Source organism: Streptomyces fractus, assembly GCF_049844455.1.
In the GTDB taxonomy this organism is placed as follows: Bacteria; Actinomycetota; Actinomycetes; order Streptomycetales; family Streptomycetaceae; genus Streptomyces; species Streptomyces fractus.
The window spans coordinates 1,584,666-1,599,263 of record NZ_JBMYHI010000002.1 but is presented as its reverse complement, the minus strand read 5'-3'; the positions used below and the strand labels follow the sequence as shown (position 1 = coordinate 1,599,263).

At 71.0% G+C, this 14,598-nt stretch carries 14 protein-coding genes and 1 pseudogene; 4 read left to right on the top strand and 11 right to left on the bottom strand.

Annotated features, from left to right (window positions below; translation table 11 throughout):
* Positions 1-3: 3 nt before the first annotated feature.
* The 8 genes from hsaA to ACP4E5_RS09195 form a co-directional block, all read right to left on the bottom strand.
* Entirely contained in the window at positions 4-1,167 is a 1,164-nt protein-coding gene (gene hsaA / locus ACP4E5_RS09230; RefSeq protein ID WP_425826819.1) for a 3-hydroxy-9,10-secoandrosta-1,3,5(10)-triene-9,17-dione monooxygenase oxygenase subunit, read from the bottom strand.
* Positions 1,168-1,219: 52 nt separating this feature from the next.
* Positions 1,220-2,233: an amidohydrolase family protein gene (locus ACP4E5_RS09225; protein ID WP_425826817.1), complete on the bottom strand. Its 1,014-nt coding sequence runs from the start codon at positions 2,231-2,233 to the stop codon at positions 1,220-1,222.
* A 30-nt stretch (positions 2,234-2,263) separates the two neighbouring features.
* Positions 2,264-2,836 (bottom strand): 3-hydroxyanthranilate 3,4-dioxygenase, encoded by a 573-nt coding sequence (locus ACP4E5_RS09220; RefSeq protein ID WP_425826815.1) that lies wholly within the window; start codon positions 2,834-2,836, stop codon positions 2,264-2,266.
* Complete coding sequence (locus ACP4E5_RS09215) at positions 2,833-3,300, bottom strand: RidA family protein (protein ID WP_425826814.1); 468 nt, start codon at positions 3,298-3,300, stop codon at positions 2,833-2,835. The genes ACP4E5_RS09220 and ACP4E5_RS09215 overlap by 4 nt, the downstream gene beginning before the upstream one ends.
* On the bottom strand, positions 3,297-4,082 hold the full coding sequence (locus tag ACP4E5_RS09210; RefSeq protein ID WP_425826812.1) for a 2-keto-4-pentenoate hydratase: 786 nt from the start codon (positions 4,080-4,082) through the stop codon (positions 3,297-3,299). Before ACP4E5_RS09210 ends, ACP4E5_RS09215 begins: the two co-directional genes overlap by 4 nt.
* Positions 4,079-4,957 (bottom strand): 2-keto-4-pentenoate hydratase, encoded by an 879-nt coding sequence (locus ACP4E5_RS09205; protein WP_425826810.1) that lies wholly within the window; start codon positions 4,955-4,957, stop codon positions 4,079-4,081. The genes ACP4E5_RS09210 and ACP4E5_RS09205 overlap by 4 nt, the downstream gene beginning before the upstream one ends.
* A gap of 65 nt (positions 4,958-5,022) precedes the next feature.
* The gene (locus ACP4E5_RS09200) at positions 5,023-6,468 is read right to left on the bottom strand and encodes a 2-hydroxymuconic semialdehyde dehydrogenase (RefSeq protein WP_425826808.1); all 1,446 of its coding nucleotides are present in this window, start codon (positions 6,466-6,468) and stop codon (positions 5,023-5,025) included.
* A gap of 129 nt (positions 6,469-6,597) precedes the next feature.
* On the bottom strand, positions 6,598-7,530 hold the full coding sequence (locus tag ACP4E5_RS09195) for a LysR substrate-binding domain-containing protein (protein ID WP_425826806.1): 933 nt from the start codon (positions 7,528-7,530) through the stop codon (positions 6,598-6,600).
* 219 nt (positions 7,531-7,749) lie between these two features.
* On the opposite strand from ACP4E5_RS09195, the gene ACP4E5_RS09190 reads away from it, so the two are divergent.
* The gene (locus ACP4E5_RS09190) at positions 7,750-9,207 is read left to right on the top strand and encodes an amidohydrolase family protein (protein WP_425826804.1); all 1,458 of its coding nucleotides are present in this window, start codon (positions 7,750-7,752) and stop codon (positions 9,205-9,207) included.
* A gap of 25 nt (positions 9,208-9,232) precedes the next feature.
* On the opposite strand, the gene ACP4E5_RS09185 is transcribed toward ACP4E5_RS09190, so the two are convergent.
* Positions 9,233-10,093, bottom strand: a complete 861-nt coding sequence (locus ACP4E5_RS09185) for an alpha/beta hydrolase (RefSeq protein WP_425826802.1) — start codon at positions 10,091-10,093, stop codon at positions 9,233-9,235.
* 10 nt (positions 10,094-10,103) lie between these two features.
* Complete coding sequence (locus ACP4E5_RS09180; protein WP_425826800.1) at positions 10,104-10,925, bottom strand: alpha/beta hydrolase; 822 nt, start codon at positions 10,923-10,925, stop codon at positions 10,104-10,106.
* Positions 10,926-11,192: 267 nt separating this feature from the next.
* On the opposite strand from ACP4E5_RS09180, the gene ACP4E5_RS09175 reads away from it, so the two are divergent.
* Complete coding sequence (locus ACP4E5_RS09175) at positions 11,193-12,329, top strand: HAD family hydrolase (protein WP_425826798.1); 1,137 nt, start codon at positions 11,193-11,195, stop codon at positions 12,327-12,329.
* Positions 12,330-12,559: 230 nt separating this feature from the next.
* A pseudogene (locus tag ACP4E5_RS09170) lies at positions 12,560-13,365 on the top strand (SigB/SigF/SigG family RNA polymerase sigma factor).
* 38 nt (positions 13,366-13,403) lie between these two features.
* Here the strand turns inward: ACP4E5_RS09170 and ACP4E5_RS09165 are convergent.
* The gene (locus tag ACP4E5_RS09165; RefSeq protein ID WP_425826796.1) at positions 13,404-14,105 is read right to left on the bottom strand and encodes a GAF and ANTAR domain-containing protein; all 702 of its coding nucleotides are present in this window, start codon (positions 14,103-14,105) and stop codon (positions 13,404-13,406) included.
* Between the two features lie 207 nt (positions 14,106-14,312).
* Between ACP4E5_RS09165 and ACP4E5_RS09160 the strand changes: the two genes are divergently transcribed.
* Positions 14,313-14,594: an HU family DNA-binding protein gene (locus ACP4E5_RS09160; RefSeq protein ID WP_425826794.1), complete on the top strand. Its 282-nt coding sequence runs from the start codon at positions 14,313-14,315 to the stop codon at positions 14,592-14,594.
* The last annotated feature ends 4 nt before the right edge of the window (positions 14,595-14,598 follow it).

Genomic DNA, 14,598 nt, shown 5'->3' with positions numbered 1-14,598 from the left:
CCCTCACAGCATTCCGCCGTCGATGGACACACCGAACTCGTCGTCCCCGAAGAGCTTCAGGGCGGGTTCCGCGTCGTGGGCGACATGGACGCGCGCGGCGTGTGCGTCACGCCAGAAGCGCTGGATGGGTGTGCCGTCCCTGAGCGCGGAGGCACCGGAGTTCTCGAAGAGCCGGTCGGTCGCGCCGATCGCGCGCTCCGCCGCCCGGACCTGATCCCGGCGGAGCCGGGTGCGCAGCCCGACAGGGATGCCGGAGCCGTCGCGCGCGGCCCGATGGACGTCGGACAGGTTGCGGGTCAACTGCAGCCAGGCGGCGTCGATCTCGCTGGCGGCCTCGGCGACCCGCACCTTCGCGAAGGGGTCGTCCTTGGCCTTCCCGCCGGCGAACGCCCGTACGCGGTCCTGCTGGTGGGCGACGTGTGCCTCATACGCACCGGTGGCCATGCCGACGAGTGGGGTGGTGATGGTCGTCGTCATCACCGAGTAGAGCGGCATCCGGTAGAGCGGGCTGTCGTTCACCTCCTGGCCGGGGCAGACGCAGCGGAAGGAGTCGGAGAAGCTGAGCGTGCGATGGGCCGGGACGAAGACGTCGTCGACGACGATGTCGTTGCTGCCCGTGCCGCGCAGGCCGACCGTGTGCCAGACATCCTCCACGGTGTAGTCCTCGCAGGGCACGAGGAAGGCCGCGTAGTCCGCGGTGTCCCCCTTCTCGTCCTTCACCAAGGTGCCCAGGATCGCCGCCCCCGCGTGGTCCACGCCGGACGAGAAGCTCCACTTGCCGCTCAGCCGGAAACCACCCTCGACGCGGGTCGCGGTGCCGAGCGGAGCGTAGGCCGACGACAGCAGCGTCTCCGGGGCCCGGCCCCAGATGTCCTCCTGGGCCTGCGCGGGGAACGTCGCCAGGTGCCAGGCGTGGGCGCCGAGCACCGAGGCGACCCACCCCGTGGACCCGCAGGCGCTCGCGATGAGCTTCACGGCGGTGTAGTGGTCCAGCGGATCGGCTTCGAATCCGCCGTACCGCACCGGCTGGAGCAGCTTGAAGAACCCGGTCCCGCGGAGGAGTTTGATGGATTCGGCGGGCACCCGGCGGGCGTCCTCGGTCTCCTGGGCGCGTTCGCGCAGGGCGGGGAGCAGCTCTCTGACGTTGTCGACAACCGTGTTGCTCATGGTCGGTCCAGCCTTTCTGAGGGGACGGTCGAGTGAAGGGGCTTGCGTGGCTTCACGCACCGAGGACTTCCTGGGGGAGGGAGAAGAACCGGGCGGCGTTGCCGCCGAGGATGTCGGCCCGCTCGGCGGCGTCGAGGCCGGGGCAGTCGCGCACCACGGAGCCGGGTTCCTTCTCGCCGAGCGGGAAGGGGAAGTCGGTGCCGAGCATCACCCGGTCCGTGCCCATCACGTCGACGAGGAGGCGCAGGGCTCGCGGGTCGAAGACGGCCGAGTCGACGTAGAAGCGGTCGACGTACGCGGAGGGCGGCTTGGGGGAGTCGGCGCGGACGATGTCGCGGTGGCGCCAGGCGTTGTCGGCGCGGCCGAGGAGGTAGGCGAAGCTGCCGCCGCCGTGGCAGAAGAGCAGCTTGAGGGAGGCGGGAAGTTCCTCGAAGGCGCCGGCCAATGCCAGTCCCAGGATGGAGAGTTGGGTCTCGGCGGGCATGCCGACGAGCCATTGCAGCATGTGGGGCCGCATCCGCTCGGACGGCGGCATGTCCCAGGGGTGGACGAGCACCGGCATGCCTTCGTCGGCGCAGTGCCTGAGGAACGCGAGGATGTCCCCGTCGGAGAGCGGGCGGTCGCCGACGTGGTTGCCGATGTGTACGCCCCGGTGTCCGGCGGCGGCGGCCTTGGAGACCGTCTCGCAGGCCAACTGGAGGTCCTGCAACGGAACCTGACACAGCGGCAGCAGCCGGTCGGGAGCCTGGGCGCAGTAGTCCAGGATCCGGTCGTTGACGAGCTCGCACCAGTCGGTGGCGGCGGCGGGTTCGGCGCCGTAGCCGAAGGTGAGCGGGGTGGAGGAGACGGCCTGCATATCGACGCCCAGCGTGTCCATCTCGGCCACCCGTCGCTCCGGGTCCCACAGCGGTGGTGTCACGGGCCGGTACTCGTCGGCGCCGCTCATCATCATCCCGGTGCCGTCGCCGTGGACGCGCAGCCACGGCTCGCCGGCTCCGGTGAGGATGCGGCTCTCGGCCTGGGATATACGGGGAAAGACGTGCGCGTGGACGTCGATGACAGTCAAGGTGGGGCTCCGTTGCGGGGTGCGAGGGGGTCAGGCGCGCGGCTTCGTGTGCGGGCGCAGCCGTGCGGGCCACTGCGGGCCGGGGTGCACGGCGGAGCAGTGCGGGCAGGCACGGTCGCCGCCGTAGAAGCGCTCGAAGATCGGCGGCAGGTCCTCGACGATGGAGGTGAGCTGGAATTCGGAGCGGTGCACGAGGCGATGACATTCGGTGCAGTACCACTCGCAGGCATCCAACTGGCCCTGAGGGCGGGCGAATTCGACGACCAGGCCGATGCTGTCGGGTTCGGGCCGCTGCGGGGAGTGGCGCACGTGCGGCGGGAGCAGGAAGACGTCGCCCTCGTTGATCTGTACGTCGACCGGGGGCTTGCCCTCGTCCTCCATGACCCTGAGCACCATGTTGCCGCGCAGCTGGTAGAAGAACTCCTCCAGCGGGTCGTCGTGGAAGTCGGTGCGCTGGTTGGGGCCGCCGACGACGGTGACCATGAGGTGGGCGTCCCGCCAGATCTGGATGTTGCCGACCGGCGGCTTGAGCATGTCGCTGTGCTCGTCGATCCAGCGCTGGAAGTTGAACGGCTGTCCGTTCGACAGCTGTGGCAGTGTCATGAGGTGTCTCCCTCGCGGGTCGGGGCCGTCCGGGGAAGGTGGGCGACGCAGGCGATCTCGATGAGCAGGTGCGGGTGGGGGAGCTGGTGGACGGCGACGGTCGTGCGGGCGGGTCCGCTCTCGTCGAAGTATTCGGCGTAGACCGCGTTGTAGCCGCCGAAGTCGTTCATGCTGACGAGGTACGTCGTGATGTTCACGACGTCGTCCAGGTCGCCGCCGACCGCTGCCAGCAGGTCGCGGATGTTCTCGATGACCGCGCGGGTCTGGGCGCGGATGTCGAGGCTGGTGGTGCCCGCCGCGTCGGCCTCCGCGCCGACGAACGTCCCGTCCGGGCGGCGGGAGCTGGTCCCGGAGACGTACACGAAGTCCCCGGCCCGCTTGAGGTGCGGGAACCGGCCGCGCGGCGCGGCCTTCCCCTCGACCAGCAGGCCGGTCCCGTCGGTGTCATCGGTGGAGCGCGTCATCGGACGGTCACCTCCGTGCGGCCCAGACCCGCGGCGGTGATCCGCACATGGGTGCCGGGGCGGAGGGGAACCGCGGCGGTGGCCGCGCCTGCGAGCACCACGGACCCTGGCTCCAGCTCGACGCCCGCGTCGGCGGCGAGCCGGGCGGCGGCGGTCAGGGAACGCAGCGGGTGACCGAGGATCGCGGCCGAGGAGCCGACGGCGATGGGGCGGCCGTCCTCCTCCACGATCAGCCCGAGGTTGCCGACGTCCAGGGCGTCCGGATCCCGCCAGGGGCCGGTGCCGAAGGCGGCGGCGGAGGCGTTGTCCGCGATGACATCGGGCAGCGTGAACCGGAAGGCCTCGTAGCGCGAGTCGAGCACTTCGTACGCCACGGCGACGCCCGCCACCGCGCGGGCCGCGTCGGCCGGGGTGACCCGGCCGGAGAGCGGCCGGCCGAGGAGGAAGGCGATCTCGGGCTCGATCCGGGGATGGATGAGGCTCTTGGTGTCGAGGACGCCGCCGTCCTCGACGAACATGCCGTCGGTGAGCAGCCCATGGATGACGTCGTCGACGCCCATCTGCACCATCTTGGCGCGACTGGTGAAGCCCATCTTGAGGCCCAACAGCCGTTCACCGCGGGCGAGTCGGCGGTCGATGGCCGCGCGCTGCACCGCGTAGGCGCCGGGTACGTCGAGGTCCGTGCTGACGGTGGGCAGGGCGGTGGTGCGGCCGCCCAGGGCCGCGTCGTCCAGGTCGCGGGCGAGTGTCTCGATGTCGACGGTGCTCATGATGGTGCTCATGCGGTGGCTCCTCGTGCCGCGCCGGCGCGGGCGGTGTCGCCGGCGGTGTCGCGGTTGGTGTCTCGGTCGGTGTCGCGGTCCGGCTCAGAGGCGAAGGCGACGCGGACCTCGCCGAGTCCGTCGATGCGTGCCTCCAGGACGTCGCCGGTGGTGACCGGCACCATCGGGCCGAGGGCTCCTGTCAGCACGGTGTCGCCCGCGCGCAGCGGTCGCCCGACGCGGACGAGCGTGTCGGCGAGCCAGAGCGCGGCATTGAGCGGGTGGCCGAGGCAAGCGGCGCCGACACCGGTGGAGACCTGCTCGCCACGGCGCTCCAGGACCATGCCGACGGCGCGCAGGTCCACGTCGCGCAGGAGAACGGGCCGGGTGCCGAGGGCGTACAGGCCGCAGGAGGCGTTGTCCGCGACGGTGTCGGCGAGCGTGATGTCCCAGTCGCGCACCCGGCTGCCGCACACCTCGATGGCGGGCAGCGCGAACGCGGTGGCGCGCAACAGGTCGGCGACGGTGTGCCGCTCGTGGGTGAGGTCGTCCTCCAGGACGAGGGCGACCTCCGCCTCGGCCTTCGGCTGCTGCACGGTTCCGGAGGGGATCTCCGCGCCGTCCGGCACCGCCATGTCGGCGAACAGCATCCCGAAGTCCGGTGTGTCCACGCCGATTTGGGCCTGGACGGCGGCCGAGGTCAGACCGATCTTGCGTCCGACGAGGCGGCGGCCCTGCTCCAGCCAGTGTCCGGTCAGCCGCTCCTGCACCTCGTACGCGGCGTCGACTCCGTCGATCAGGTCGCGTACGGGTTCGCAGGGGATACCGGTGTCATGGGCCCGCAACAGCCGCTCGGCGGCGGCCGCGACGGTGGCGGGGGTGTTTCTGTCGCTCACGGTGCACTCGCATTCCTGACGGGGTGGGGCGATGGGTGGTGATGGGAGGTCATGGCCGGGTGGGTTCACACCTGCACGCAGACGTTGACCGGCTCGGAGAAGAAGTCGAGCGAATACTCGCCGCCCTCGCGGCCGATCCCGGAGTCCTTGATGCCGCCGAAGGGGGTGCGAAGGTCGCGCAGGTTCCAGCAGTTGACCCAGACGATGCCCGTCTCGATGCGGGGAGCGACCCGGTGGGCGCGTGACAGGTCCCGGGTCCACACCGTCGCGGCGAGCCCGTAGCGGCTGTCGTTGGCGAGCGCGACCGCCTCCTCCTCCGTGTCGAAGGGGGCGATGTGGCAGACGGGCCCGAAGATCTCCTCCTGGACGGTGCGGGCGTGCTGCGGCAGCCCGGTGAGCACGGTCGGCTCCACGTGGAAGCCCTGGTCCCGAGCGTCACCGAAGTGCGGTGCGCCGCCGCCCGCGACCACCGTGGCGCCCTCCTCGACGGCCAGCCGGTAGTACGACAGGACCTTGTCGCGGTGGGCGGCGGAGATCATCGGGCCGTAGTCGGTCAGCGCGCGGGCGCGTTCGGCGAGCGAGGCGGTGAACTCCTCGTACACCGGCCGCTCGACGTAGACGCGCTCGGTGCACAGACAGATCTGGCCGGAGTGGGTGAAGGCCGAGCGGACGGTGCCCTCGACGGCCGCCTCCAGGTCCGCGTCCGCGAAGACCAACGCCGGGTTCTTGCCGCCGAGTTCGAAGGAGACCGGGGTGATGTGCTCCGCAGCGCCGCGCATGATCGCGGCGCCCGTGGCGGACTCCCCGGTGAACGCGATGGCGTCGACACCGGGATGGGCGGTGAGGAACGCCCCGGCCGCGTCCGTGCCATGACCGTGCACCAGGTTGAAGACACCGTCCGGCAGGCCCGCCTCGTGGATCACGTCCGCGAGCAGCGTGGCCGTGGTCGGTGTCTCCTCCGACGGTTTGGCGACCACCGCGTTCCCGGCCGCGAGCGCGGGAGCCACCTTCCAAGTGAGCAGCAACAGCGGGAGGTTCCACGGGGAGACGACCGCGACGACGCCGAGCGGGCGGCGCACCGTGTAGTTCAGCACCTGTCCCGTGCCGATGCTCCAGCCGGGCACGTCCGTGAGGTACGCGCGTTCCGGGCGGCCGTACAGGAGGTCGGCGTAGGCGCGGAAGTTGCCGATGGCGCGGGGGATGTCGACGGTGGCGGCGAGGTGGTGCGGCTTGCCGGTGTCACCCGTCTCGGCGGCGACGAACTCGTCGAAGCGCTGCTGGATACCGTCGGCGATGCGGTGCAGCGCGGCGGCCCGCTCCTGGCCGCCGGTGGTTCCCCAGCCGGAGTCGAGGGCGTGCCGGGCGGCCGCGACGGCGGCGTCCACGGTCTCGCGTGTCGCCTCGGGCACCTGGCCGCGCACGCTGCCGTCGACCGGGTCGACCAGCGGGAAGGTGGTGGCACCCGCCTCGTCGTGCAGGAAGGTACCGCCCACGTAGTGCGCTGGTTTCATCGTGATCTGCCCCTCGCGGTCGTACGTTCCGTTGCCGTACGAGGAGCATGCTGCGGACCGGCTATGCCCGTCCAATGCCCTTTGAGGCGTTCGGTATAGCCGTATGGGCATGGCCGGGGGAGGGGCGGATCAGCCGTGGTCCGGGGCGAGCTCGGCGGCGACGGTGCGCAGCGTGGTGAGCATGGCCCGGCCCGCCGGGCTCAACGGCCGGTCCTTGGCGAGCGTGACCCCGACGCTGTGCCCGATCGGGTCGAGCGACACGGGCAGCGCCGTCAGTCGAGGGTCGTCGCGGCCGATGAGGGCCGGCAGGACGGCGACCACATCGTTGTCGATGAGCATCTGGCGGACCGCGAGGAAGGAGGTGCACTCGACGCGGTTCTCCGGCAGCCGGATCCCGTTGCGGGCGAAGAACGCCTCCAGTTCGCCGCGCAGCGCGGTCTCCGTGCCCGGGAGGATCCACGGGTAGTCCATGAGCGCGTACAGCGTGAGGTCGTCGCGGCCGACCAGCGGGTTGTCGCTGCCGACGACCACGCGCACCGACTCGTCGTAGAGGTTCTCGCGCACCACGGTCTCGCTCGAATCCGCCGTCAGTCGTCCGACGATCAGGTCCGTGCGCCCTGCCTCCAGGTCGACCAGCAGGGACTCGGGAGTCGCCTCGCGCACCACCACCGTCAGCAGCGGGTGCGCGTCCTTCAGCCGGGAAACCGCCCGCGGCAGCAGCAGGTTCGAGCCCGCCAGGTGGGTGCCGACGACGACGGTGCCCCGGTCGGCGTCGGCGATCTCCGCGACATGGCGGGCCGCGTGCGTCAGCTGGGCCAGGGCCGCGCGTGCGTGCTCGGTGAAGGCCTCGCCGAACACGGTCGGTGTGATCCCGCGGGGCCCTCTCTCGTACAGCGGGACCCCGAGAATCGCTTCGAGGTCATGGAGACTTCGTGTCACCACGGGCTGGGTGACATGCAGCGCCGCCGCCGCACCCACCACGCTGCCCTGCTCGGACAGCACGTCGGTGAGGATCAGATGACGGAGCTTGAGCCGTCCGTCGAGGAGGCGAGGTATGTCCACGCCTGGACCCTATAGCCGGATGCCCGCGCATCGGAAGGCAGCCATGACCGGCAGGACATACCTCCCGGACAAACAGGTATTGGCGCCCGACCGCACAGCTCGGCAGCATCACGGACAGACGCATCGGCAGCATCACGGACAGACGCAGACGCGTCGGCCGACTGGTCGGCACCCGCGCCCCGCGGCCCCGGCACCACCACCCCAGAGCGGAGAGGCCCCATGCCCACGAAGCGGACAGTGATCACCGGCGGACATGTCATCACGATGGACCCCGGGCTCGGTGAACTACCGTCCGGAGCCGTCCTGTTGGAGGATGACAGGATCGCCGCCGTGGCCCGCGACGCCGACGAGTTCGCGGGCGTCGACGCCGAGGTGATCGACGCGGCGGGCGGCTTCGTCCTGCCCGGCATGGTCGACAGCCACCGGCACACATGGCTGTCACTGCTGCGCGCGGTCGCCGCCGACCAGTCGCTGCTGCAGTTCCTCGCCTCGACCTTCCACGGCACGGGATCCGTCCTCCAGGCGGCGGACCTCGGCACCGCCACCCTCGTCGGCGCGCTGGAAGCCCTCGACTCCGGAGTGACGACGATCCTGGACTGCTGCGACTGCGTGAACACCCCCGACCACGCGCGCGCCGGCGTCGAGTCCCTGCGCGTCGCGGGCATCCGCTCCGTGTACGCGTACGGCATGCAGGAATACGACTTCCGGCCGCGCGGCTTCGACACCCAGGCCGACCGGTTGCACGACGCCCGCGCCCTGCGTGCGGAACTCTTCGCGGGCGACGACGGCCGCTCCCGCATGGGTGTCCTGCTCAGTGACTTCGGCACCGTGCCCTTCGACGCGACGGCGGCCGAGATCCGCCTCGCCGACGAACTCGGTGTGCTCGCCGCCTCGCACACGGGCGCCGCGACCGGCTCGATCCTGCTGCGCGGACTGCGCGAACTCCACGACCACGACCTGCTGCGCCCCGGCCATCTGCACATCCACTGCCCCGCGCTGAACGACGCCGAGTGGGACCTCATAGCCGACAGCGGCGGCCGTGTCACCATCGCGCCGGAGACCGAGATGCAGATGGGCATGGGTGTCCCGCCCTTCCGCGCCGCGCTCGACCACGGCCTCGCCCCGGGCATCAGCACCGACATCGTCGCCGTCGGTTCCGGTGACCTGTTCTCACAGATGCGGCTCGGGCTCCAGATGCAGCGGTGCCTCGACCACGACGCCGTGCACCGGCGCGGCACCATGCCCGCCACGGTCGGCCTGGGCGTCCGCGACGCGCTGACCTGGGCCACCCGCAACAGCGCGGAGGCGCTGGGGCTCGGCTCCGAGATCGGCTCGCTGACCCCCGGGAAGAAGGCCGACGTCATCGTCGTCTCCTCCGGCCGCCACCTGGTGCGCTCCAGCCACCCGGCCGGTTCCGTGGTGCTCCAGTCCACCGCGGCGGACGTCGACACGGTGCTGGTGGACGGTGAACTGCGCAAGCGCCACGGCCAGTTGACCGGGCATGACCTGACCGCGCTCCGCGCCCGCGCCGAGGACGCCCTGGACCGCATCCAGGCCGCCACGGCACAGCTGCCGCGGCACGGCCCGGACGAGGTCTTCCAGTGGTTCTCGCAGGCCGAGCGGGCGGCGTCCGTGCACCTGGCCGGCGCGTACGCGAAGGGACGTGTGACGGCCTGACGGCCTGACGCCTGCGACTCGGGGCTCACTCCCGCGCGGTGGATCGCACCAGCTCGACACACTTCGCGAAGAGCGCCGAGTTGGAGTCCGCCAGATCCAGGAAGACGTCGTAATGATGACGTCCGGGCACCACCAGGAGCTCGCTGTCCGCGTGCCGCGACCATGCCGCGTGGAAGGACCTGCTCTGGGCGAGGAACCCGGAACCGTCGTGCTCCGCCACGGCCACCACCGCGCGCGGGGCGGGGCCCTCCGGCGGCGGGGCGAGCAGCGGGCTGAGCACCGCGGCGCGCGCCTCGTCGAGGTGGAGCCACTCGTTGGCGAAGGAGTCCACCAGCGGCCGCAGGTCGAAGAGCCCGCTGATCGGCAGACCGGCCTTGACCACGTCGCCCGGCAGCCCCAGCGCGGCCTGCCAGCCGCCGCACATGGCCGCGGCCGCCAGATGACCGCCGGCCGAGCTGCCCGCCACGACGATCCGGTCCGGGTCGAGCCCGTACGCGGCGCCGTGGCAGTGGACCCAGGCGACGGCGGCGCGAACCTGGCGCACGATCTCCTCCAGGTCCGCGTCCGGCGCGAGCGAGTAGTCCACGCTGACGGTGGCGACGCCCGCGTCGGCCAGCGCACGCGCCATGAAGGCGGTGTCGTGACGCGAGAGCATGCGCCAGTACCCGCCGTGCACGACGACGAGGGCGGGACGCGGCCGCCCGCCGGTTCCCCATACGTCGAGGCGTTCCCCGGAGGGCTCGTCGTAGACGATGTCCCGGTGGCCGGGCAGTCCGCGCACGGCCCGCTCGGACTCGCCGCGGTAGTCCGCGAGCGTGCTCTGGAAGACTTCCTCGGGGACGCTCAGGCGCACGTTGTACGCGGCGTCGGTGTGCGGATCGGACACGGCCCCCGCCTCAGCGGGTGCCGGCGGCGGTCAGGGTTCGGATCTCCTCGGCGACCACCGCGGGGGAGTCCAGCGTCGGGAAGTGTGTCTCCCCGCCCACCATGCGGTACGAGAACCACGGGTGTTCGGCGTGGAAGGTGTCCTGGGCCCGCGCGTACTCCGCCTCCGTCGGCTGCGAGAACAGATGCCTCACCGGCCGCCGCTCCTTCATCGCCGCCATCCGCCGCAGCGGCGAGCCCCAGGTCCCGTACGCGTCCGCGATGACACGGCACGACCGCGCCCACATCTCGAAGTCGAAGGCCGCCATCTCCTCGTCGAGGTGGTGACGCACCAGCGGATGGTCGCTGTCACCGAGCCAGACGTCGAACAGGCCCTGGCGCGCCTCCCGCCAAGTCCCCGGATCCTGCACGGCGTTCAGTCCGGCGAGGAACTCGGGCCCGGCCGGCGTCATGATCCAGTCGATGACCAGCACCTGCGGCACACGGGCGGTGCCGAGCCGGTCCGCGATCTCTATATTGGCCCAGCCGCCGTGCGAGGTGGAGACGGGGAGGAAGGCGTCCACGCCCAACCGCTCAAGCAGCGCGATCACGTCCTCGGCCTGCTCGCGGGAGCCGAAGTCGGCCACGGGGGTGCGGTCCTCGCCGTGACCGCGCCAGTCGACCCGTATGACGTGATGGGTGTCGGCGAGCAGCGGCAGGAGCGGGTCGAAGAGCCGGTGGTCCTGACACCAGCCGCTCAGCAGCACGACGGTGGGGTGTTCCGGATCGCCGTGGATGTCGTAGGTGAGGGGGTTGCCGGCGACCACCGCCGTCTTGAGCGTGGAGGATGCCATCAGAGCGCCTTTCACGTGCTGGGGAAGGGCGCTGCCCGGCCCTTCGTACCTGCGGACGATCAATACTCGTCACCCGGAGCGATGCGTGTCGAATGCCGATTTCCGGTGCTGCCATGCCCAGTTGGGCATGGGGGAGGCATGTGTGGTCCGGCTCCCGCAGGCGGGCACGGGGCGCGAACCAAACGTGACAGTGACCATGGTCGCGGCGGCCGCCGCTGTGTAGCGTGTCCCGCTGCTCATCTCCCAACAGAACAGGTGTGACAGCGCATGGCGAACGGCATTCCTCGGCGCGGCCTGCTGGCCGGTACGGCCGCAGCGCTCGCGACGGCAACCGCGGCCACGACCGCGACTCCCGCGGCGGCGGCCGACGAGGACGACAGCGCGACCGCGCGGGAGGTGGCGGCGCGGCTCACGCACTGGCCGGCCGCGGTGGCCCACACCCTCGGAAAGGTCATCGCGCGTCACGCCCACCGAGGTGAGTTCGCCGTCTTCGACGCCGACAACACCACGTACCGCCACGACTTGGAGGAGTCGCTGCTGCCCTTCCTGGAGCAGAAGGGGGTGTTGACCCGGGAGACGATGGACCCGTCACTGAAGATCGTCCCGTTCGACGACCGTGACGGCGAGCGCGAGAGCCTGTACGCGTACTACATACGCATCTGCGCCATCGACGACCAGGTGAGCTACCCGTGGGCGGCACAGATCTTCAGCGGCTTCACCCTGCGCCAACTCAAGCCATACGTCGATGAGTTGATGGCGCACGGGGCGGCCGGCAAGACCATTCCCGTCCGCTACCGCGACGAGGACGGAGCGCTCGTCGACGACGAGGTCGAGCCGCCCGTCGTCTCGCCCGGCATGCAGGAGCTGTACGCGGCGCTGGAGGACAACGGTATCCGCGCCTACGTGATGAGTGCGGCAGGCGAGGAACTCGTACGCATGGTCCTCGCCGACCCGCGGTACGGCTATCACGTGCCCGCCGAGCAGGTCATCGGCGTCAGCCAGCTGCTGCGCGAACCGGACAGCGGCCGGGTCACCACCGCGCGCCGCGAGATCGCCGAGGGCACATGGAAGGCGGGCGCCCTCGACGACCACGTCCTGACACCGCAGTTGTGGGCACCGGCCACCTGGTACGAGGGGAAGACCGCCGCGATCAAGACGTACATCGACGCCTGGCGGCGCCCCGTCCTGGTGGCGGGTGACACGCCGGCGAGCGACGGGCCGATGCTGTTCTCGGCCACCGATGTGGAGCGGGGCGGGGTGCGCGTCTGGGTCGACCGGAAGGACTCCTACCGGGCCGAACTCGCCACGATGAAGCGCGAAGCGGCCGCCGACCAACGCGAGCTGGGCCTGCCGGTGACCGCGTCCCGCAACTGGCTGGACGTCACGCCGGAGCAGCTGGGGTAGGGCCGGGTTAGGGCCGGGTAGGGCCGCACGACGCGTGGCGGGTGATGGTGCCGGTGTCAGGACCGGTCAGCGCTGCGCTTCGATCGGACGGTTTGCTCGTACGGTCGAGGGGCAGGCGGTTCATCAGTGCTTGGGACAACAGGCGCGTACCAGCGGCAGAAGTGGCTCTGAGGCGGCCCTTCAGGGCGCTGCTGGTGATCTGACGTCCAGAACATGAGGAGCACGCGACCATGGCTACTCACCACCCGCACCACGACGCCCCCGACACCGAGCAGGACTTCCACCGCCTGGCGGAAGCCGCTGAAGGTCCGGAGTACGACGTTCTGCTGGAGGAACTGGTCGAGGCGTGGCTGCCGATGGCCGAGCGTCTGGCCGGCCGGTACCGCAACAAGGGCGAGAGCATGGACGACCTCAAGCAGGTTGCCGCGCTCGGCCTCGTCAAGGCCATCGAGCGCTACGAGCCCGGCCGCGGTGCCTTCGAGTCCTACGCGGTGCCCACCATCACCGGCGAACTGCGCCGTCACTTCCGTGACCACAGCTGGACCTGCACGTCCCGCGCCGGGTCCAGGACCTGCGCAACAAGGTCCGCAGCACGCGCCGCGACCTCCAGGCCCGGCCCGGCAAGGGGGAGGAGCCCTCGCTCGAGGAGATCGCCGAGGAGGCGGGCCTGAGCATCGAGGAGACCAGGGAGGGCATCGCCGCCCTGGACAGCCACAGCGCGCTGTCCCTGGAAGCTCAGATCGGCGCGGCCGACGACGGGGTCAGCCTGGCCGACACCCTCGGCGCCCCGGACCATTCCTACGACACCATCGCCGACCGCGAGGCCGCCAAGGCGGGCCTGCGCCTGCTGCCCGAGCGGGAGCGCGAGATTCTCTACATGCGGTTCTTCGAGGACATGACGCAGTCCCGCATCGCGGAGAAGATCGGCGTGTCGCAGATGCACGTCTCCCGCCTGATCACACGCAGTTGCACACAGGTGCGCGAGGCGGCCACCGGACCCGCCGAGCGCTCCGCCGAGCACGCCCACGCCGCGTGACGGGCTCGACCGCGGTCTCGGCCTCGTAGGCCCCTGGGTCAAGAGTCGGGCGCGAGGATGTCGGCGGCGATGCTGGGCAGTGGGCGCCCGGTGGCGAAGGCGCGGGCGCGCAGCCGGGCCTGGGCCTCCTCGACGGGCAGGCCCAGGCGCTCGGCGAGCACATCCGAGGCCGCGTGCGTGGTGGCCCAATGTGTCTCCAGGAGGCCCGCGGGCTCCCACTGCGGCAGTTCGCCGTGTGCCAGGAGCCGCCAGAAGGCCGGCAGCAGGGCCTGGGCCGTGGCACCGACGGCATGAGTGGCCTGCCTCATCGTTCCCGGGACGATGAGGCAGGGCCGCTCGTACAGCAGCGCGGCGATGCCGAACACCTTGGACTCGAAACGGAGCGGGAAGGCGTACACGGCCCCGTAGTCGACCCGGCCGTCCAGGCACGTCTGGAACAGCGGCCATCTGGGCAGCGGCTGCGCCATGTCGTTGACCAGGACAGGTTGCTTCGTCGCCGCGGCAGTGACACACGGGCCTTCCCCGGCCAGGAACTCCGCCTCCTCCAGATACACAGCGCGTTCATCGCTCACCCCCAGCAACTGCCGATAGGGCGTATCCGTGAGCCAGGACAGGGCTGCCGCGTCGATCGGCAGCGCCTCGCACAAGGCCTGGCACAAAGTCGTCGGCAACTGCCGGCTCGCCTCAGGATGGCGCGCGGCGGCCAGAACCTGGTCCGCCGGCGTCAACCGCTCACTCATCGGGCTGCTCCCTGCATCGACTTCCGGTTGCGGTCACCCCAGTACCCATGCGTAAACCACGTTTGGAGCCCTTCCCCTATCAAGGGCCGTTCGGAGTAGGGAACCAGGGGGTTCGCGTGTGTTGTCGGTGGCAGGTGGCACCATGGCGGCTTGATCTTCCCCGCGTCGTCCGGAGCGGGGCTTCCGAGCGTGAGACGGAGTACAGCGATGATCCGCAGTGAGCTGGTTGCCGAACTGGCCAATCGAGCCAACGTGACCCAGAAGGACGCCGACGCCGTTCTCGCGGCGTTCGCGGCGACGGTCGGCGACGTCGTCGCCAAGGGTGACGAGAAGGTCACCATCCCCGGCTTCCTGACGCTCGAGCGCACCCACCGCGCCGAGCGCGCCGGCCGCAACCCGTCCACCGGCGAGGCGATCACCATCCCCGCCGCCTACAGCGTGAAGGCGGCCGCGGGCTCCAAGCTCAAGGAAGCCGCCAAGGGAAACTAGCCCT

What these genes read in the sequence shown, in the direction of transcription:
- hsaA (WP_425826819.1), bottom strand. Translation starts at nt 1,167, where the DNA reads ATGAGCAACACGGTTGTCGACAACGTCAGAGAGCTGCTCCCCGCCCTG.
- ACP4E5_RS09220 (WP_425826815.1), bottom strand. Translation starts at nt 2,836, where the DNA reads ATGACACTGCCACAGCTGTCGAACGGACAGCCGTTCAACTTCCAGCGC.
- ACP4E5_RS09215 (WP_425826814.1), bottom strand. Translation starts at nt 3,300, where the DNA reads ATGACGCGCTCCACCGATGACACCGACGGGACCGGCCTGCTGGTCGAG.
- ACP4E5_RS09210 (WP_425826812.1), bottom strand. Translation starts at nt 4,082, where the DNA reads ATGAGCACCATCATGAGCACCGTCGACATCGAGACACTCGCCCGCGAC.
- ACP4E5_RS09200 (WP_425826808.1), bottom strand. Translation starts at nt 6,468, where the DNA reads ATGAAACCAGCGCACTACGTGGGCGGTACCTTCCTGCACGACGAGGCG.
- ACP4E5_RS09190 (WP_425826804.1), top strand. Translation starts at nt 7,750, where the DNA reads ATGCCCACGAAGCGGACAGTGATCACCGGCGGACATGTCATCACGATG.
- ACP4E5_RS09180 (WP_425826800.1), bottom strand. Translation starts at nt 10,925, where the DNA reads ATGGCATCCTCCACGCTCAAGACGGCGGTGGTCGCCGGCAACCCCCTC.
- ACP4E5_RS09175 (WP_425826798.1), top strand. Translation starts at nt 11,193, where the DNA reads ATGGCGAACGGCATTCCTCGGCGCGGCCTGCTGGCCGGTACGGCCGCA.
- ACP4E5_RS09165 (WP_425826796.1), bottom strand. Translation starts at nt 14,105, where the DNA reads ATGAGTGAGCGGTTGACGCCGGCGGACCAGGTTCTGGCCGCCGCGCGC.
- ACP4E5_RS09160 (WP_425826794.1), top strand. Translation starts at nt 14,313, where the DNA reads ATGATCCGCAGTGAGCTGGTTGCCGAACTGGCCAATCGAGCCAACGTG.